The organism is Nonomuraea insulae (genome assembly GCF_042656245.1).
The window spans coordinates 1-18,284 of the sequence record NZ_JBHSPA010000078.1 but is presented as its reverse complement, the minus strand read 5'-3'; the positions used below and the strand labels follow the sequence as shown (position 1 = coordinate 18,284).

The window sequence follows — 18,284 nt, the reverse complement described above, 5'->3', positions numbered from 1 at the left end:
GGGGACGGTCGCCGCCGCCACGACGGGGACGGTCGCCACCGCCGCCGCCGCCACCGCGACGGTCGTCGCGCTCGCGACGCTGGCCGGCACGGGCGCCGGCAGCGGCCGCCTCGCGCTCGGCGCGGCTGGTCGGAGCCTCGCCCTTGTAGATCCAGACCTTCACGCCGATGCGGCCGAAGGTCGTACGGGCCTCGTAGAAGCCGTAGTCGATGTCCGCGCGCAGGGTGTGCAGAGGCACACGGCCCTCGCGGTAGAACTCCGACCGGGACATCTCAGCGCCGCCGAGACGACCGGAGCACTGGACACGGATGCCCTTGGCGCCGGACTTCATGGCGGACTGCATCGCCTTGCGCATGGCACGACGGAACGAGACACGGCTGGACAGCTGCTCGGCCACGCCCTGCGCGACGAGCTGCGCGTCGATCTCGGGGTTCTTGACCTCGAGAATGTTGAGCTGAACCTGCTTCTTGGTCAGCTTCTCGAGGTCGCCACGGATACGGTCCGCCTCGGCGCCGCGGCGGCCGATCACGATGCCGGGACGCGCGGTGTGGATGTCCACCTGAACGCGGTCCGTCGTGCGCTCGATCTCGACCTTGGAGATGCCGGCCCGCTCCATGCCCTTCTGCAGCATGCGGCGGATCGCGACGTCTTCTGCGACGTACGACTTGTACAGCTTGTCGGCGTACCACCGGCTCTTGAAGTCGGTCGTGATGCCGAGGCGGAACCCGTGCGGGTTAACCTTCTGGCCCACTATCGGGTCCTTCCCTTCGGCTCGCGGGACTCCACGATCACGGTGATGTGGCTCGTCCGCTTGTTGATCCGATAGGCACGACCCTGTGCACGCGGACGGAACCGCTTCAGCGTCGGGCCCTCATCGACCCACGCCCGGCTCACGAAGAGCGTCTGGGGGTCGAGATCGAAGTTGTGCTCCGCATTCGCCATGGCGCTGCTGAGCACTTTGAAGATCGGCTCGCTCGCCGACTGGGGAGCGAACTGCAGCACGGCCTGCGCCTCCGAAGCGGGCAGCCCGCGAATAAGGTCCACCACGCGGCGGGCCTTGAGGGGCGTGACGCGGACGAACCGCGCCTGAGCCCTGGCTTCCATCGCTTACTCCTCTAACTGCTTCTGAAGGCGTCTATCGCCGGCTGCGCCGGTCGTCCTTGACGTGGCTGCGGAACGTCCGCGTGGGTGCGAACTCTCCGAGCTTGTGGCCGATCATCGACTCGGTGATGAACACCGGGACGTGCTTGCGGCCGTCGTGCACGGCGATCGTGTGCCCGAGCATGTCGGGAACGATCATGGAGCGCCGCGACCACGTCTTGATGACGGTTTTGGTGCCCTTCTCGTTCTGGACTTCGACCTTCTTCTGAAGGTGGTCGTCCACGAAGGGACCCTTCTTAAGGCTACGTGGCATTTCGGCTGCTCCTACCGCTTCTTCCTCTTGGACCGACGGCGGATGATCAGCCTGTCGCTGGGCTTGTTCGCCTGACGGGTACGGCCCTCGGGCTTGCCCTTGGGGTTCACCGGGTGACGACCACCGGAGGTCTTACCCTCACCACCACCGTGCGGGTGGTCGACGGGGTTCATCGCGACACCGCGGACGGTCGGGCGCTTGCCCTTCCACCGCATACGGCCGGCCTTGCCCCAGTTGATGTTGGCCTGCTCGGCGTTGCCGACCTGACCGACCGTCGCCCGGCAGCGCACGTCGACCATGCGCATTTCGCCGGAGGGCATACGCAGCGTGGCGTAGGTGCCTTCCTTGGCGAGCAGCTGGATCTGGGCGCCGGCGGAACGGCCGAGCTTGGCGCCACCACCCGGACGGAGCTCCACCGCGTGGATGAAGGTACCGGTCGGGATGTTGCGCAGCGGCAGGCAGTTGCCCGGCTTGATGTCGGCCGAGGGGCCGTTCTCGATGCGGTCACCCTGCTTGAGGCCCGTCGGCGCGATGATGTAGCGCTTCTCGCCGTCGGCGTAGTGGAGCAGAGCGATGTTGGCGGTGCGGTTGGGGTCGTACTCGATGTGAGCGACCTTCGCCGGAATGCCGTCCTTGTCATGCCTACGGAAGTCAATGATCCGGTAGGCGCGCTTGTGACCGCCGCCCTGGTGGCGTGCGGTCACTCGGCCGTGTACGTTGCGGCCGCCCTTGCTGTGAAGGGGCGCAAGCAACGACTTCTCAGGGGTGCTGCGGGTGATCTCGGAGAAGTCCGAGACACTCGATCCGCGGCGACCTGGAGTCGTCGGCTTGTACTTACGGATGCCCATCTTTTTCGTTCATCCTTCGTCGGTTACATGGGTGAGCCCGCCGCACCGAAGTGCGACGGTCTCAAGCCCCGCGCGGACCATGCGGCCCGCGCTCACTTCTATGGCCGCTAGCCGATCTGACCGAAGATATCGATCCGATCGCCTTCCACCAGGCTCACGATCGCGCGCTTGGTGTCGGGACGCTTGCCGTAACCGGTACGGGTGCGCTTGCGCTTGCCCTGCCGGTTGATGGTGTTCACGCTGGTGACCTTGACCCCGAAGATCTGCTCAACAGCGATCTTGACCTGGGTCTTGTTCGCGGTCTTCTTCACCAGGAACGTGTACTTGTTGTTCTCGTCGATCAGGCCGTAGCTCTTCTCAGAGACGACCGGCTTGATGATGACGTCGCGCGGGTCGGCGATCTTCTCCATCAGGCGTCTTCCTTCCCGCCACTCAGCCGCGCCACGACCTGGTCGTACGCCTCCTGGGTGAAGACCACGTCGTCGTGCACGAGCACGTCGTAGGTGTTGAGCTGCCCGGCGTCCAGCAGGTGGACCTCAGGAGCGTTACGTAGGCTCATCCACGTCAGCTCGTCGTCCGCGTCGACCACGACGAGGACGCGGGCCGACTGGGTGATCTTACGAAGGGCCTCGAGCGCGGCCTTGGTCTTGGGCGTCTCGCCCGTGACCAGAGAGCTCACGACGTAGACGCGACCGCCACCCGCCCGGTCGGAGAGGGCGCCGCGCAGGGCGGCCACCTTCATCTTCTTGGGCGTGCGCTGCGCGTAGTCGCGCGGCACGGGGCCGTGGACGACGCCACCGCCGGTGAACTGCGGCGCACGGGTCGAACCCTGACGGGCGCGGCCGGTGCCCTTCTGGCGGTAAGGCTTCTTGCCGCCGCCGGAGACCTCACCACGGGACTTGGCCTTGTGGGTGCCCTGCCGGCGAGCGGCGAGCTGGGCCACGACCACCTGGTGGATCAGCGGAACGTTGACCTTGGCGCCGAAAACGTCTTCGGGCAGGTCAACCGTGCCGGCCTTCGCCCCGCTGGCGTCGAGGACATCAATAGTGGTGCTCACTTGGAAGCCCCCTTCTTGGCAGCGGTACGGACGAGGACCAGACTGCCGTTGGCACCGGGGATCGCACCCTTGATCAGGATGAGACCGTTCTCGGTGTCCACGGAATGAACCTTCAGGCTCTGCACGGTGGTGCGGACGTTACCCATCCGGCCAGCCATACGCAGACCCTTGAAAACGCGGCCCGGGGTGGCGCAGCCACCGATGGAACCCGGCGAGCGGTGCTTGCGCTGCGTACCGTGCGACGCGCTCAGACCCTTGAAGCCGTGCCGCTTCATGACACCGGCGAAGCCCTTGCCCTTGCTCTTGCCCGTCACGTCGACGAACTGGCCGGCCTCGAAGGTGTCGGCCAGCAGCTCCTGGCCCAGGGTGTAGTCGCTCGCGTCGTCGGTGCGGATCTCCGCGAAGTAACGGCGCGGGGTGATGTCGTGCTTACGCAGGTAGTCGCCGAGCGGCTTGTTGACCTTCCGGGGGTCGACCTGTCCGAAGCCGAGCTGGACGGCGGAGTAGCCGTCCTTGTCGGCGGTGCGGACGCGGGTCACCACGCACGGACCGGCCTCGACCACGGTCACCGGAACCATCCGGTTGTCCGCGTCGAAGACCTGGGTCATGCCGAGCTTCTTGCCCAGGACGCCCTTGATCGTCTTAGCCATGTCAGTGCGTTCCCTCAGAGCTTGATCGAAATGTCGACACCCGCGGGGAGGTCGAGCCGCATGAGCGAGTCAACCGTCTTGGGGGTCGGGTCGATGATGTCAATCAACCGCTTGTGCGTGCGCATCTCGAAGTGCTCGCGGCTGTCCTTGTACTTGTGCGGCGAGCGGATGACGCAGTACACGTTCTTCTCGGTCGGCAGCGGCACCGGGCCTGCGACCTTCGCGCCAGTCCGTGTCACCGTCTCGACGATCTTCTTGGCCGAGCTATCGATGACCTCGTGGTCATAGGCCTTGAGCCGAATGCGGATCTTCTGTCCCGCCATAGTGGCCTCGGTGTCCTTCGCTGTCGTCTGAAAAAGTATCGTGCGGCCTTTTGCCGCTGTGCGTTCATGCAGGTCGAGCCCGCATTGACCCCACGAGGTAGACGCAGTCGATCTGCCTTTTCTTCCGTGATCCGGCAGTGACTTCGGTCACGTGTCGCTGGCCGAAGCTACTGCTGGATCACGGCGCCGTGCATGGGGCCCTTACGTGGTGTGGCGGTCGGTCCCAGGTGCGGGGCCGACCGCCACCCCGACGGTCCAGCTACTTGATGATCTTCACGACCCGGCCGGCGCCGACGGTGCGGCCACCCTCACGGATCGCGAACTTAAGGCCTTCCTCCATGGCGATGGGCTGGATCAGCTCAACGCGCATTTCGGTGTTGTCGCCCGGCATGACCATCTCGGTGCCCTCGGGGAGGTTCACCACACCGGTCACGTCAGTCGTACGGAAGTAGAACTGCGGGCGGTAGTTGTTGAAGAACGGCGTGTGGCGGCCGCCCTCGTCCTTCGACAGGATGTAGACCTGGCCGTTGAACTCGGTGTGCGGGGTGGTCGTGCCCGGCTTGATGATGCACTGGCCGCGCTCGACGTCGTCGCGCTTGATGCCGCGGAGCAGCAGGGCGGCGTTGTCACCCGCGTGACCCTCATCGAGGATCTTGTTGAACATCTCGATGCTGGTGACCGTGGTGGTCGTCTTCTCCGGCTTGATGCCGATGATGTCGACCTGCTCGTTGGTCTTGACCACACCGCGCTCGATACGGCCGGTGACGACCGTGCCGCGACCGGTGATCGAGAAGACGTCCTCGACCGGCATGAGGAACGGCTTGTCCGTCTCACGCGGGGGCTCGGGGACGTTCTCGTCCACGGCGTTCATGAGCTCGACGATGCTGTCGGCCCACTTCGCGTCACCCTCGAGAGCCTTGAGGGCGGAGACGCGTACGACGGGCAGGTCGTCGCCGGGGAACTCCTGAGCGGACAGGAGCTCGCGAACCTCGAGCTCGACCAGCTCGAGGATCTCCTCGTCGTCGACCATGTCGGCCTTGTTGAGCGCCACGACGATGTAGGGGACGCCGACCTGGCGGGCCAGGAGGACGTGCTCCTTCGTCTGCGGCATCGGGCCGTCGGTGGCGGCGACCACGAGGATGGCGCCGTCCATCTGAGCGGCACCCGTGATCATGTTCTTCACGTAGTCGGCGTGACCAGGGCAGTCCACGTGAGCGTAGTGCCGCTTCTCCGTCTGGTACTCGACGTGCGCGATGGAGATCGTGATGCCACGAGCCTTCTCCTCCGGCGCCTTGTCGATCTTGTCGAACGGCGTCGCGGCGTTCAGCTCGGGGTAACGGTCGTGAAGCACCTTGGTGATCGCCGCGGTCAGTGTGGTCTTACCGTGGTCGATATGCCCAATGGTGCCGATGTTCATGTGCGGCTTGTTCCGCTCGAACTTGGCCTTGCCCACTGGTTCTCTCCTTAGAGAATCTGACTGACTTTCTACACACTCGGGCCCGGGAATCCCCGAACCCCTTGGCGGTGGGATGGCCCTCGCCACCCCACCAGGGACCAGGACTGAAGTCCTGGCCCGATCCCTCGCGGGACCGGACCGGAACTATTCGCCCCGGGCCTTCGCGACGATCTCCTTGGCGATGCCCGGAGGCACCTCCGAGTAGGAGTCGAACTGCATGCTGTAGCTCGCGCGCCCCTGCGTCTTGCTACGCAGGTCGCCCACGTAGCCGAACATCTCAGACAGCGGCACCAGCGCTGCGATGACCTTGGCACCAGTCCGGTCGTCCATCGACTGGATCTGCCCGCGGCGACCGTTGAGGTCGCCGATGACGTCACCCATGTAGTCCTCGGGCGTGGTGACCTCGACGGCCATCATCGGCTCGAGGAGCACGGCGTCCGCCTTGCGCGCGGCCTCCTTGAAGGCCATCGAGCCAGCGATCTTGAACGCCATTTCCGAGGAGTCCACGTCGTGGGCCGCACCGTCGGTCAGCGTCACCTTCACGCCGACCATCGGGTAACCGGCCAGCACGCCGAACTCGGCGGCCTCCTGGGCGCCGGCGTCGACCGAGGGGATGTACTCCCTCGGGACGCGGCCACCGGTGACCTTGTTCTCGAACTCGTAGCCGTCGTTGCCTTCGCCCAACGGCTCCAGGTTGATGATCACCCGCGCGAACTGACCGGAACCACCGGTCTGCTTCTTGTGGGTGTAGTCGAGCTTCTCCACCTTGCGGCGGATGGTCTCGCGGTAAGCGACCTGCGGACGGCCGACGTTGGCCTCGACCTTGAACTCGCGACGCATGCGGTCGACGAGGATCTCCAGGTGAAGCTCGCCCATGCCCCAGATGACCGTCTGACCGGTCTCCTCGTCACGACGGACCTGGAAGGACGGGTCCTCCTCGGCCAGCCGCTGGATGGCGGTCGACAGCTTCTCCTGGTCGCCCTTGGTCTTGGGCTCGATGGCGACGTTGATGACCGGAGCCGGGAACGTCATCGACTCGAGCACGACCTGGTGGGTCGGGTCGGACAGGGTGTCGCCGGTCGTGGTGTCCTTCAGACCCATGACCGCGACGATCTGGCCGGCGACCGCCGTCGGGCGCTCTTCACGCTTGTTGGCGTGCATCTGGTAGATCTTGCCGATCCGCTCTTTTCTACCCTTCACAGAGTTGACGACCTGTGAACCGGTCTCGAGCGTGCCCGAGTAGATGCGGATGTAGGTGAGCTTGCCCAGGTGCGGGTCGCTGGCGATCTTGAAGGCCAGAGCGGAGAAGGGCTCCGCCGGGTCCGCGTGCCGCTCGATGATCTTGTCCTCGTGACCGACCGCGTGGCCCTTGAAGGCCGCGATGTCGGTCGGCGCGGGCAGGTAGGCGACGATCGCGTCGAGCAGGGGCTGCACACCCTTGTTCTTGAACGCCGTGCCGCACAGCACCGGGTTGATGGCGCTGCCCAGCGTCGCCCGGCGGACGGCCGCGACCAGCTGCTCCTCGGTGGGCTCGGTGCCCTCGAGGTAGAGCTCCATCAGCTCGTCGTCGTTCTCGGCGACGGTCTCGATGAGGCGGTCACGCCACTCGCGAGCGACCTCGGCGTGGTCGGCCGGGACGTCGACGGTGTCGTACATCTCGCCCTTGGCCGCCTCGGCGCTCCAGATGTAGGCCTTCATCTTGATGAGGTCGATGACGCCCTTGAAGTCGGCCTCAACGCCCCACGGGAGCTGAATGACGGCCGGCGTCGCGCCCAGGCGGCCGACCATCATCTCGACGCAGCGGTGGAACTCCGCGCCGACCCGGTCCATCTTGTTCACGAAGCAGATGCGGGGGACGTTGTAGCGGTCAGCCTGGCGCCACACCGTCTCCGACTGGGGCTCAACACCCGCGACACCGTCGAACACGGCGACGGCGCCGTCGAGGACACGGAGCGAGCGCTCCACCTCGATGGTGAAGTCGACGTGCCCCGGGGTGTCGATGATGTTGATGGTGTGACCGAGCCACTCACAGGTCGTCGCGGCGGACGTGATCGTGATGCCGCGCTCCTGCTCCTGCTCCATCCAGTCCATCGTGGCAGCGCCCTCGTGGACTTCACCGATCTTGTAGTTGATGCCGGTGTAGAACAGGATGCGCTCGGTCGTGGTGGTCTTGCCCGCGTCGATATGGGCCATGATCCCGATGTTTCGGACCTTGGCCAGGTCAAGAGCGGTCTGGGTGGCCACTTCTCTCGCGTCCTCGTCGTCTCGTCGAACCCACTACCAGCGGTAGTGAGCGAAGGCCTTGTTGGACTCGGCCATCTTGTGGGTGTCCTCGCGCTTCTTGACGCTCGCCCCGAGGCCGTTGCTGGCGTCGAGGAGCTCGTTCATGAGGCGCTCGGTCATGGTCTTCTCGCGGCGGGCGCGGGAGTACTGCACCAGCCAGCGCAGGGCCAGGGTGGTGCTGCGCGCCGCGCGCACCTCGACCGGCACCTGGTAGGTCGCGCCACCGACGCGACGGCTGCGGACCTCGAGGGTCGGCTTGACGTTGTCAAGCGCGCGCTTCAGGGTGACGACCGGGTCGTTGCCGGTCTTCTCCCTGCAGCCCTCGAGGGCGCCGTAGACGATCGACTGCGCGATGGAGCGCTTGCCGTCCAGGAGAACCTTGTTGATCAGAGCGGTCACCAGGGGCGAGCTGTAAACCGGGTCAGCCATGAGCTGACGACGGCCAGGAGAACCCTTACGAGGCATTGTTAGCTCTTCTCCTTCTTCGCGCCGTAGCGGCTGCGGGCCTGCTTGCGGTTGCGGACACCCTGGGTGTCGAGCGAGCCGCGGATGATCTTGTAGCGAACACCCGGCAGGTCCTTCACACGACCGCCACGCACGAGCACGATGGAGTGCTCCTGCAGGTTGTGGCCCACACCCGGGATGTAGGCCGTGACCTCAATGCCGTTCGTGAGCCGAACGCGGGCCACTTTACGCAGTGCCGAGTTGGGCTTCTTCGGGGTCGTGGTGTAAACGCGCTGGCACACGCCGCGCCGCTGCGGACTCCCCTTGAGGGCAGGAGTCTTGGTCTTGGAGACCTTGTCCTGCCGGCCCTTTCGGACCAACTGCTGAATAGTGGGCACTGCCACTCCGTTTCGTGCCTTGGCCGGTGTTACGTCATTGGGTCTTGCTTTTCGCAGGTTCTGCCGGTGTCATGACCTGCTGGTTTTCCCCGTCTCGGTGCCCACGCGGTCGGGCGTGTCGCGTTTTCACACAGACACATCCTGCGAGAACTTTGAGCCTGGAGGTCGACCGACGCTCCCACTTGGTTATGAGCGCACAGCCGATAGCCCGCCAGAGACGGGCACGATGCTCAAGAGTACCCAGGCCCGGCCGACACGTCAAAATGCCACGGCAACGCCCGTAGGGCTGTTTGCCGCACCGAGTCGCCGGGGCCTGTTCATCCAGCCCATCCGTAGCGCCGCATACATGATATCCGCCCCGGGGCATGCCATGTGCGTGCTTCACCGAAGCCGCCATGCCCGGGAGGATGACGCCACCCTAGGGTGTTCCCTAGGTCACTCCCTGAAGCGGCGCCCCGCCCGACCGGTCTAGCCTCGGCTCCGCCGATCGTCGAGAGGGATGACACGCATGTCACAACTCCCGCCTGACCGCCACGGAGGCCGGCTTGTCTGAGCCGGCCGGCCGCACGTGGCCCGCACAGGAATCCTCCCGCACTCCCCCGCTCGAACTCGTGATCCTCCACCCGCAGCCGCTGCGCGGGCACACCCTGCCCGTCACCGAGGCCCCCGCCGAGATCGGCCGCTCGGCGGAGCTGCGGATCGACTCCGACGAGATCAGCCGCAGGCACGCCAGGATCTGGCTCGCCGGAGGCGTCGCCTGGATCGCCGACTGCGACTCCACCAACGGCACCTGGATCAACGGCACGAGAGTCGTCCACCCCGTACGCCTGGAGCTGGGCCAGCGCATCCGCATGGGCGGCGTCGAGGCGGTCCTGCAGCACGCGGGCATCCACGTGCAGGACGAGCACCACACCACCTCGGCCCCGATCCAGCGCCCCACCAACACCACCCGCTACCTCTGCGCGGCGAGCTACATCGACGCCTCCTTCGCCCACGACGTCATCAGCGAGACCCTGGGCCAGCCCTACCGCGCCTGCGCGCCCTCCTACGGCGTCGACATGCCCGCCGTCGTCAAACACGCCCTGGCCGCAGAACGCCTCCGCACGGCACGCGATCTGCTCCTCCTGCTCATCGCCGCCGTCACACTCGCCGCCGCGGCCCTCTGGCTCCTCGACGCGCTGCCGGACGCGCTGCCCGACCTCGACGACCTGGACGACCTCAGCCTCGCCGACGTACCCCTTGTGGCCGCTCTCGCGGCCGTTCCGCTGTTCCTGGCCTGGCTCGTGGTGGCCACGCACATCTTCCACACCAGGGTCGTCGTCCTCGGCAGGCGCCTGTCCAGCCGCCGCTTCACCCCCGCCGCCGCGCCCACCCCGCTCGGGCCGACCGCCCGCCGCCACGTCAGCCGCCTCATTCAGGCCCAGCGCGGCAACGTCGTGGTGTTCGCCGGGTACGTGCCCTTCGTCGGAAGCGGCGCGGACTACCACGGCTGGTCGTTCGCCATCGACATCACCAAGGCCGCGCGCAAGGACCGTCCGCCGAAGCCCTTCCACTCCGACGACGTACACCTCTACCTGGCCCAGGAGGTCGCCGCCACCGGCCTGCCCAACCTCCGGCTGGCCGACCAGCTGTTCATCAACGGCATCGACATCAACCACGCCCCCGACCTGCTGCCCGACCCACTCGCCCCACCGGTGGTGAGCGCGGACGCCGAGGTACTGAGCGCGGTGGCGCGCTCACCTGAGTCGTCCGCGCGCGTCTACCTCGGCGTCGAGGTCCTCGGCTGGGGCGGCCAGCTCATCGTGACCATCTTCATCCGCGCCGTACGGCTGCGCGGCTCCCTCTTCCTGGAGGGCGCCACCTACGTGCTGCCGCCGCTGGCCCCTGAATACTCCCTCGTGGACCGGGTGTCGTCCGACGTCCTGACGGGCCTGTTCGTGGCCGCCACCCAGGCCGCCGCCAGAACCGTCCCGCTGTTCGTCTCGGCCCCGCCCAGGCTGGCGCGCCGCTGGTGGCGCGGCACGGTGCGGCGCCGCCAGGAGCGCGACGACCGCGCCGTCATCCACAGCCGCGGCCTGTACGACTACGGCGCCCGCAGGAGCATCCGCGAAATGGCCATGGGCGACGACCTGCGCCGCTTCTTCATCGAACGCGACGTCGAGATGTTCGACAAGGTCGTCCACGAGGCCGTCTTCAAGGGCATCGGCAGGTTCCTCGACGACCACGGCATCGACACGGGCGAGGCCGCCCAGCGCATCACCCAGATCACCAACAACAAGATCGACATCAAGGGCCAGGGCCACAACTTCGGCACCGTCAACGGCCAGAACCAGCTTTTCGGCGGCAGCAACAACCAGGCGGTCAACTCCGCGCAGAAGGGCGCAGGCACATGACAGAAGGCACAGGCCAGGGCCACAACTACGGCACGATCCACGGCCAGAACCAGATCTTCGGCGGCACCGGCAACCGCAACATCATCAACGCCCAGCCGGAGACGAACGAACTGCGGACGATGGTGGCCCAGCTCGACGCCCTGCTCGCCCGCCACAGGGCCGAGCTGGCCGACCCGGAAACGGCCCAGACCTACCTGCAGATGCTCCAGGAGGAGGCCGCCGCCACCGAGCCCAAGCCCAACCGCCTGACCGCCCTCCTGAGCAGTCTGACGGCTTCCGCGGGCGGCGTGACGGCCGTCGCGGAGGCCATCGCGAAAATCAAGGACCTCTTCTGAACCACGAAACCCGGTCGGCGGAGCGCCGTAGCGGCGGCTCGCCACTGACGGGTTCAGCAAGCGTCTCCCTGGAAGGCCCTCAGCCCCGTGCGGCGTCTGGGCCGGCCACGGCAGCGCGTAACAGAGGAAGAAAGGCGCCGGGGGCCGTCAGGAGAGGAACCGGGGCAAAGCAGCGCGCCCGGGTCTCTCGATCGAGAGACCCGGGCGCGTCACCTGCAAGCGACTAAGAAATCACCTGTTGTACTGGCCGAAGTCGTATTCCTCCAGGGGAACCGCCTCGCCGCTGCCGGTGCCGAAGGTGTAGTCGGCGGCGGAGCCGTCGTAGCCACCCACGGTGTACATGGCGGCCTTGGCCTCTTCGGTCGGCTCGACCCGGATGTTGCGGTACTGCGGCATGCCAGTGCCGGCCGGGATGAGCTTACCGATGATGACGTTCTCCTTCAGGCCCAGGAGCGAGTCGGACTTGGCGTGGATCGCCGCGTCCGTCAGGACCCTGGTCGTCTCCTGGAAGGAGGCCGCCGACAGCCACGACTCGGTGGCGAGCGACGCCTTCGTGATGCCCATGAGCACCGGACGGCCGGCGGCAGGGGAGCCGCTCTCCGCCACGGTCTCGCGGTTCATCAGCTCGAAGCGCGGACGCTCCACGAGCTCGCCGGGCAGCAGGTCGGTGTCACCGGACTCCAGCACGTTCACGCGCTTGAGCATCTGCCGCACGATGATCTCGATGTGCTTGTCGTGGATGGACACACCCTGCGAGCGGTAGACCTGCTGGACCTCCGCCACCAGGTGCAGCTGCACGGCCCGCGGGCCGAGGATGCGCAGCACCTCGTTGGGGTTGACCGCACCGGCGACGAGCTGCTGGCCGACCGTGATCCGCTGGCCCTCCTGCACGAGCAGGCGCGAGCGCATCGAGACCGGGTAGGCGATCTCCTCCGAGCCGTCGTCGGGGGTGATCACGATCTTCCTGGTCTTGTCGGTCTCGTCGATGCGAGCCCGGCCCTCGGCCTCGGAGATCGGGGCGACACCCTTGGGGATGCGCGCCTCGAACAGCTCCGTGACACGGGGCAGACCGTGGGTGATGTCGGCGCCGGCCACACCACCGGTGTGGAAGGTACGCATGGTCAGCTGCGTGCCGGGCTCGCCGATCGACTGGGCGGCGATGATGCCGACCGCCTCGCCGACGTCCACGAGCTTGCCGGTGGCCAGCGAGCGGCCGTAGCAGGTCGCGCAGACACCGATCTTGGCCTCGCAGACGAGCGCGCTGCGGGTGCGCACGGTCTCGACGCCGGCCTCGACCAGCTTCGTCACGTGGATGTCGTTGATGTCGACACCCGCGGGGACGATGACCTTGCCGTCCACCTCGACGTCCTCGGCCAGGATGCGGCCGTGCACGTTGGACTCGGCGTTCTCCGCCTTGACCAGGTTGCCCGACGCGTCGCGGTCGGCCACGTGCAGCGGGACCGCGCGGTCGGTGCCGCAGTCGATCTCACGCACGATGACGTCCTGCGCCACGTCCACCAGACGCCGGGTCAGGTAACCCGAGTCGGCGGTACGCAGAGCGGTGTCGGCCAGACCCTTCCGCTGACCGTGGGTGGAGATGAAGTATTCCAGCACCGACAGGCCCTCGCGGAACGAGGCCTTGATCGGCCGCGGGATCGTCTCACCCTTGGTGTTGGACACCAGGCCGCGGATGCCGGCGATCTGCCGGACCTGCATCTTGTTACCACGGGCGCCGGAGTTGACCATCATCCAGACCGGGTTGGTCGCCGGGAAGGCGTTGACCATGTCGGTCTCGACGTCGGCCGTCGCGTGCGTCCAGATCTCGATGAGCTCCTGACGGCGCTCCTCGTCGGTGATCAGACCGCGCTCGTACTCGCGCTGAACCTTGTCGGCCCGGCGCTCGTAGTTCTCCATGATGTCGGTCTTGTTCGGGGGCGCGACGACGTCCTCGATCGAGATGGTGACACCGGAGCGGGTCGCCCAGCGGAAGCCGGCGTCCTTGAGCGCGTCGAGCGAGTTGGCGACCTCGATCTTGGGGTAGGTCTCCGCCAGCTCGTTCACGATCGTGGACAGCTGCTTCTTGCCGACCTGGAAGTCGACGAAGGGGTAGCTGTCCGGCAGCGTCAGGTTGAACAGGCACCGCCCGAACGTCGTCTCCAGCCGGATCGAGTCGCCCTGCTCCCAGCCGTCGGGGGCCACCCACTCGCGCGGCGGCAGGACGTCCTTCATCCGGATCTGGATCTTCGCCTGGATGTCCAGCTCGCGGCGGTCGAAGGCCATCTGCGCCTCGGCGATCGAGCCGAACACGCGGCCCTCACCCTCGGCGCCTTCCTTCTGGGTGGTCAGCCAGTAGAGGCCGATGACCATGTCCTGGGTGGGCATCGTCACGGGCTTGCCGTCGGCCGGCTTGAGGATGTTGTTGGTCGAGAGCATCAGGATGCGTGCCTCGGCCTGGGCCTCAGCCGACAGCGGCAGGTGCACGGCCATCTGGTCGCCGTCGAAGTCCGCGTTGAACGCGGTGCAGACGAGCGGGTGGATCTGGATGGCCTTGCCCTCGACGAGCTGCGGCTCGAACGCCTGGATGCCCAGGCGGTGGAGCGTCGGCGCGCGGTTGAGCAGCACCGGGTGCTCGGTGATGACCTCTTCGAGCACGTCCCACACCACAGGGCGGGCGCGCTCGACCATCCGCTTGGCCGACTTGATGTTCTGCGCGTGGTTGAGGTCCACGAGCCTCTTCATCACGAACGGCTTGAACAGCTCCAGCGCCATCTGCTTGGGCAGACCGCACTGGTGCAGCTTGAGCTGCGGGCCGACGACGATGACCGAACGGCCGGAGTAGTCGACTCGCTTGCCCAGCAGGTTCTGGCGGAAACGACCCTGCTTACCCTTCAGCATGTCGCTGAGGGACTTCAGCGGCCGGTTGCCGGGACCGGTGACCGGGCGACCGCGACGGCCGTTGTCGAACAGCGCGTCGACGGCCTCCTGGAGCATCCGCTTCTCGTTGTTCACGATGATCTCGGGCGCGCCGAGGTCGAGCAGACGCTTGAGGCGGTTGTTCCGGTTGATGACCCGGCGGTACAGGTCGTTGAGGTCGGAGGTCGCGAACCGGCCACCGTCGAGCTGCACCATCGGGCGCAGGTCCGGCGGGATGACCGGGATGCAGTCGAGCACCATGCCGCGCGGCGAGTTGGTCGTGTTGAGGAACGCCGACACGACCTTGAGCCGCTTGAGCGCACGGGCCTTCTTCTGGCCCTTGCCGCTGCGGATGGTCTCGCGCAGGTTCTCGGCCTCGGCGTCGAGGTCGAAGCTGATCAGGCGGTCCTGGATCGCCTGCGCGCCCATGCCGCCCTTGAAGTAGCGGCCGAAGCGGTCGCGCATCTCGCGGTAGAGCAGCTCGTCGCCCTCGAGGTCCTGGACCTTGAGGTTCTTGAAGCGGCTCCAGACCTCGTCGAGCCGGTCCAGCTCGCGCTGGGCCCGGTCGCGGAGCTGACGCATCTCGCGCTCGGCGCCCTCACGGACCTTGCGGCGCTGGTCGCCCTTGGCGCCGGCGGCCTCGAGCTCGGCCAGGTCGCCCTCGAGCTTCTTCTGCCTGGCCTCGACGTCGGCGTCACGGCGCTGCTCGATGTGCTGCCGCTCGACGGAGATCTTCGCCTCCAGCGAGGGCAGGTCACGCTCACGCATCTCGGTGTCGACATGCGTGATCATGTACGCCGCGAAGTAGATGACCTTCTCCAGGTCCTTCGGGGCGAGGTCGAGCAGGTAACCGAGGCGCGACGGGACGCCCTTGAAGTACCAGATGTGCGTGACGGGCGCGGCCAGCTCGATGTGGCCCATCCGCTCACGGCGCACCTTGGCCCGGGTCACCTCGACGCCACAGCGCTCACAGATGATGCCCTTGAACCGGACGCGCTTGTACTTACCGCAGTAGCACTCCCAGTCGCGGGTCGGACCGAAGATCTTCTCGCAGAAGAGCCCGTCCTTTTCCGGCTTGAGGGTTCGGTAGTTGATGGTCTCGGGCTTCTTGACCTCGCCGTGCGACCACTGACGAATGTCGTCGGCGGTCGCAAGACCGATCCTGAGCTCGTCGAAGAAGTTGACGTCTAGCATTTGTGCGATCTCCCCCTCAGACTTCTTCCACGCTGCTCGGCTCACGCCGGGACAGATCGATACCGAGCTCCTCCGCTGCGCGGAAGACGTCCTCGTCTGTGTCACGCATCTCGATGGACATGCCGTCGCTGGAGAGCACCTCGACGTTGAGGCACAGCGACTGCATTTCCTTGATGAGGACCTTGAAGGACTCCGGGATGCCCGGTTCGGGAATGTTCTCGCCCTTGACGATTGCTTCGTAGACCTTCACGCGGCCCAGCACGTCGTCGGACTTGATGGTCAAAAGCTCCTGCAGGGCGTAGGCGGCGCCGTATGCCTCCAGCGCCCACACCTCCATCTCACCGAAGCGCTGGCCACCGAACTGGGCCTTACCGCCGAGCGGCTGCTGGGTGATCATGGAGTAGGGGCCGGTCGACCGCGCGTGGATCTTGTCGTCGACCAGGTGCAGCAGCTTCAGGATGTAGATGTAGCCGACCGCGATCGGATAGGGGAACGGCTCGCCGGAGCGGCCGTCGAACAGGCGGGCCTTGCCGCTCTGCTCCACCATCCGGTCGCCGTCGCGGTTGGCGACGGTGTTGCCCAGCAGACCGACGATCTCGTTCTCGTGGGCGCCGTCGAACACCGGCGTGGCCATGTTGGTGCGCGGCTCGATCTTCTCGAAGCCCTTGTCGCGCAGCCTTTCCGCCCAGGCTTCTTGGATGCCTGAGATGTCCCAGCCTCTGGCCGCGATCCACCCCAAGTGGGTCTCCAGCACCTGGCCGACGTTCATCCGGCCGGGCACGCCCAGCGGGTTGAGGATGATGTCGACCGCGGTGCCGTCCTCCAGGAACGGCATGTCCTCGACCGGGAGGATCTTGGAGATGACGCCCTTGTTGCCGTGCCGGCCGGCCAGCTTGTCGCCGTCGGTGATCTTACGCTTCTGGGCCACGTAGACGCGGACCAGCTCGTTGACGCCCGGCGGCAGCTCGTCGCCCTCCTCGCGGCTGAAGACGCGCACGTGGATGACCTTGCCCTGCTCGCCGTGCGGCACCTTCAGCGAGGTGTCGCGGACTTCGCGGGCCTTCTCGCCGAAGATCGCGCGCAGCAGCCGCTCCTCCGGGGTCAGCTCGGTCTCGCCCTTGGGCGTGACCTTGCCGACCAGGATGTCGCCGGGAACCACCTCAGCGCCGATCCGGATGATGCCGCGCTCGTCGAGGTCGGCCAGGACCTCCTCGGAGACGTTGGGGATGTCCCGGGTGATCTCCTCAGGGCCCAGCTTGGTGTCCCGGGCGTCGACCTCGTGCTCCTCGATGTGAATCGAGGAAAGGACGTCGTCCTGGACCAGCCGCTGCGACAGGATGATCGCGTCTTCGTAGTTGTGACCCTCCCACGGCATGAACGCCACGAGCAGGTTCTTGCCCAGCGCCATCTCACCGTTCTCGGTGCACGGCCCGTCGGCGATGACCTGGTTGACCTCCACCCGGTCACCCTCGGCCACGATCGGCTTCTGGTTGAACGAGGTGCCCTGGTTGGAGCGCTTGAACTTCGCCACGCGGTACGTCGTCCGCGTGCCGTCGTCGTTCATGACGGTGATGTAGTCGGCGGAGACCTCCTCCACCACACCGGCCTTCTCGGCGCTGATGACGTCGCCGGCGTCGGTCGCGGCACGGTATTCCATGCCGGTGCCGACCAGCGGCGCCTCGCTCTTCAGCAGGGGCACGGACTGCCGCTGCATGTTGGAGCCCATGAGCGCGCGGTTGGCGTCGTCGTGCTCCAGGAAGGGGATCATCGCGGTGGCGACCGACACCATCTGGCGCGGCGACACGTCGATGTAGTCGACTTCCTCGGCCCGCATGAGCTCGGTCTCGCCGCCCTTGGTGCGGACCAGGACGCGCGACTCCGCGAACGTGCCGTCGGCGTTGAGGACGGTGTTGGCCTGCGCCTTGACGTAGCGGTCTTCCTCGTCGGCCGTGAGGTAGTCGATCTGGGCGGTCACCTTGCCGTCGACGACCTTGCGGTAAGGCGTCTCGACGAAGCCGAAGGCGTTGATCCGGCCGTAGGAGGCCAGCGAGCCGATGAGGCCGATGTTGGGGCCTTCAGGGGTCTCGATGGGGCACATCCGGCCGTAGTGGGACGGGTGCACGTCACGCACCTCGAACCCGGCCCGCTCACGGGACAGACCACCGGGGCCCAGAGCGGACAGACGCCGCTTGTGCGTCAGGCCGGCCAGCGGGTTGGTCTGGTCCATGAACTGCGACAGCTGCGAGGTGCCGAAGAACTCCTTGATCGACGCCACGACGGGGCGGATGTTGATCAGGGTCTGCGGCGTGATCGCCTCGACGTCCTGCGTGGTCATCCGCTCGCGGACGACGCGCTCCATCCGGGCCAGGCCCAGCCGGACCTGGTTCTGGATCAGCTCGCCCACGCTGCGCAGACGGCGGTTGCCGAAGTGGTCGATGTCGTCGACCTCGACGATGACGTCGCGGTCGTTGGCGCCCGCCATCGACTCCTCGCCCGCGTGGAGGCCGACGATGTACTCGATGGTGGCGACGATGTCGTCTTCGGTCAGCGTGCCCTGGGTGATCTCAGAGTCGACG

General features: G+C 66.7%; 16 protein-coding genes. 2 read left to right on the top strand and 14 right to left on the bottom strand.

Annotation, left to right across the window (positions count from 1 at the left end; genetic code table 11):
• The 12 genes from rpsC to rpsL form a co-directional block, all read right to left on the bottom strand.
• On the bottom strand, positions 1 to 751 hold a 751-nt coding region (rpsC, locus tag ACFPZ3_RS51385; protein WP_379521757.1), incomplete at its 3' end, for a 30S ribosomal protein S3.
• Entirely contained in the window at positions 751 to 1,104 is a 354-nt protein-coding gene (gene rplV, locus ACFPZ3_RS51380) for a 50S ribosomal protein L22 (protein WP_195901244.1), read from the bottom strand. The genes rplV and rpsC, both read right to left, overlap by 1 nt.
• Before the next feature lie 31 nt (positions 1,105 to 1,135).
• Positions 1,136 to 1,414 carry a 30S ribosomal protein S19 gene (gene rpsS / locus ACFPZ3_RS51375; protein WP_138694758.1) on the bottom strand — a complete coding sequence of 93 codons (279 nt, stop codon included), beginning with the start codon at positions 1,412 to 1,414 and terminating at the stop codon, positions 1,136 to 1,138.
• Positions 1,415 to 1,425: 11 nt separating this feature from the next.
• Positions 1,426 to 2,262 carry a 50S ribosomal protein L2 gene (gene rplB, locus ACFPZ3_RS51370; protein WP_379521756.1) on the bottom strand — a complete coding sequence of 279 codons (837 nt, stop codon included), beginning with the start codon at positions 2,260 to 2,262 and terminating at the stop codon, positions 1,426 to 1,428.
• Positions 2,263 to 2,369: 107 nt separating this feature from the next.
• Positions 2,370 to 2,672: a 50S ribosomal protein L23 gene (rplW, locus tag ACFPZ3_RS51365; protein ID WP_020542309.1), complete on the bottom strand. Its 303-nt coding sequence runs from the start codon at positions 2,670 to 2,672 to the stop codon at positions 2,370 to 2,372.
• The gene (gene rplD, locus ACFPZ3_RS51360) at positions 2,672 to 3,319 is read right to left on the bottom strand and encodes a 50S ribosomal protein L4 (RefSeq protein ID WP_379521755.1); all 648 of its coding nucleotides are present in this window, start codon (positions 3,317 to 3,319) and stop codon (positions 2,672 to 2,674) included. Before rplD ends, rplW begins: the two co-directional genes overlap by 1 nt.
• The gene (gene rplC, locus ACFPZ3_RS51355; RefSeq protein WP_379521754.1) at positions 3,316 to 3,969 is read right to left on the bottom strand and encodes a 50S ribosomal protein L3; all 654 of its coding nucleotides are present in this window, start codon (positions 3,967 to 3,969) and stop codon (positions 3,316 to 3,318) included. The genes rplD and rplC overlap by 4 nt, the downstream gene beginning before the upstream one ends.
• Positions 3,970 to 3,983: 14 nt before the next feature.
• Positions 3,984 to 4,292: a 30S ribosomal protein S10 gene (gene rpsJ, locus ACFPZ3_RS51350; protein WP_012887830.1), complete on the bottom strand. Its 309-nt coding sequence runs from the start codon at positions 4,290 to 4,292 to the stop codon at positions 3,984 to 3,986.
• Positions 4,293 to 4,551: 259 nt separating this feature from the next.
• Positions 4,552 to 5,745 (bottom strand): elongation factor Tu, encoded by a 1,194-nt coding sequence (tuf, locus tag ACFPZ3_RS51345; protein ID WP_379521753.1) that lies wholly within the window; start codon positions 5,743 to 5,745, stop codon positions 4,552 to 4,554.
• Between the two features lie 147 nt (positions 5,746 to 5,892).
• On the bottom strand, positions 5,893 to 7,941 hold the full coding sequence (fusA, locus tag ACFPZ3_RS51340; RefSeq protein WP_379521770.1) for an elongation factor G: 2,049 nt from the start codon (positions 7,939 to 7,941) through the stop codon (positions 5,893 to 5,895).
• Between the two features lie 84 nt (positions 7,942 to 8,025).
• Positions 8,026 to 8,496 carry a 30S ribosomal protein S7 gene (gene rpsG / locus ACFPZ3_RS51335; protein ID WP_020542314.1) on the bottom strand — a complete coding sequence of 157 codons (471 nt, stop codon included), beginning with the start codon at positions 8,494 to 8,496 and terminating at the stop codon, positions 8,026 to 8,028.
• A gap of 2 nt (positions 8,497 to 8,498) precedes the next feature.
• Positions 8,499 to 8,873 (bottom strand): 30S ribosomal protein S12, encoded by a 375-nt coding sequence (gene rpsL, locus ACFPZ3_RS51330; RefSeq protein WP_020542315.1) that lies wholly within the window; start codon positions 8,871 to 8,873, stop codon positions 8,499 to 8,501.
• A 545-nt stretch (positions 8,874 to 9,418) separates the two neighbouring features.
• Between rpsL and ACFPZ3_RS51325 the strand changes: the two genes are divergently transcribed.
• Both ACFPZ3_RS51325 and ACFPZ3_RS51320 read left to right on the top strand, forming a co-directional pair.
• Positions 9,419 to 11,266 carry an FHA domain-containing protein gene (locus ACFPZ3_RS51325; protein WP_379521752.1) on the top strand — a complete coding sequence of 616 codons (1,848 nt, stop codon included), beginning with the start codon at positions 9,419 to 9,421 and terminating at the stop codon, positions 11,264 to 11,266.
• Complete coding sequence (locus ACFPZ3_RS51320; protein WP_379521751.1) at positions 11,263 to 11,601, top strand: DUF5955 family protein; 339 nt, start codon at positions 11,263 to 11,265, stop codon at positions 11,599 to 11,601. The genes ACFPZ3_RS51325 and ACFPZ3_RS51320 overlap by 4 nt, the downstream gene beginning before the upstream one ends.
• A gap of 231 nt (positions 11,602 to 11,832) precedes the next feature.
• Here the strand turns inward: ACFPZ3_RS51320 and ACFPZ3_RS51315 are convergent, their stop codons facing one another.
• Positions 11,833 to 15,708, bottom strand: a complete 3,876-nt coding sequence (locus ACFPZ3_RS51315; RefSeq protein ID WP_379521750.1) for a DNA-directed RNA polymerase subunit beta' — start codon at positions 15,706 to 15,708, stop codon at positions 11,833 to 11,835.
• Positions 15,709 to 15,724: 16 nt separating this feature from the next.
• Positions 15,725 to 18,284, bottom strand: a 2,560-nt coding sequence (gene rpoB, locus ACFPZ3_RS51310; RefSeq protein WP_379521749.1) for a DNA-directed RNA polymerase subunit beta, incomplete at its 5' end; no start/stop codon positions are given.

Bases quoted from the DNA above. Each gene is read 5' to 3' on its own strand.
- rplV (WP_195901244.1), bottom strand. From the start codon at position 1,104: ATGGAAGCCAGGGCTCAGGCGCGGTTCGTCCGCGTCACGCCCCTCAAG.
- rpsS (WP_138694758.1), bottom strand. From the start codon at position 1,414: ATGCCACGTAGCCTTAAGAAGGGTCCCTTCGTGGACGACCACCTTCAG.
- rplB (WP_379521756.1), bottom strand. From the start codon at position 2,262: ATGGGCATCCGTAAGTACAAGCCGACGACTCCAGGTCGCCGCGGATCG.
- rplW (WP_020542309.1), bottom strand. From the start codon at position 2,672: ATGGAGAAGATCGCCGACCCGCGCGACGTCATCATCAAGCCGGTCGTC.
- rplC (WP_379521754.1), bottom strand. From the start codon at position 3,969: ATGGCTAAGACGATCAAGGGCGTCCTGGGCAAGAAGCTCGGCATGACC.
- rpsJ (WP_012887830.1), bottom strand. From the start codon at position 4,292: ATGGCGGGACAGAAGATCCGCATTCGGCTCAAGGCCTATGACCACGAG.
- fusA (WP_379521770.1), bottom strand. From the start codon at position 7,941: ATGGCCCATATCGACGCGGGCAAGACCACCACGACCGAGCGCATCCTG.
- rpsG (WP_020542314.1), bottom strand. From the start codon at position 8,496: ATGCCTCGTAAGGGTTCTCCTGGCCGTCGTCAGCTCATGGCTGACCCG.
- ACFPZ3_RS51320 (WP_379521751.1), top strand. From the start codon at position 11,263: ATGACAGAAGGCACAGGCCAGGGCCACAACTACGGCACGATCCACGGC.
- ACFPZ3_RS51315 (WP_379521750.1), bottom strand. From the start codon at position 15,708: ATGCTAGACGTCAACTTCTTCGACGAGCTCAGGATCGGTCTTGCGACC.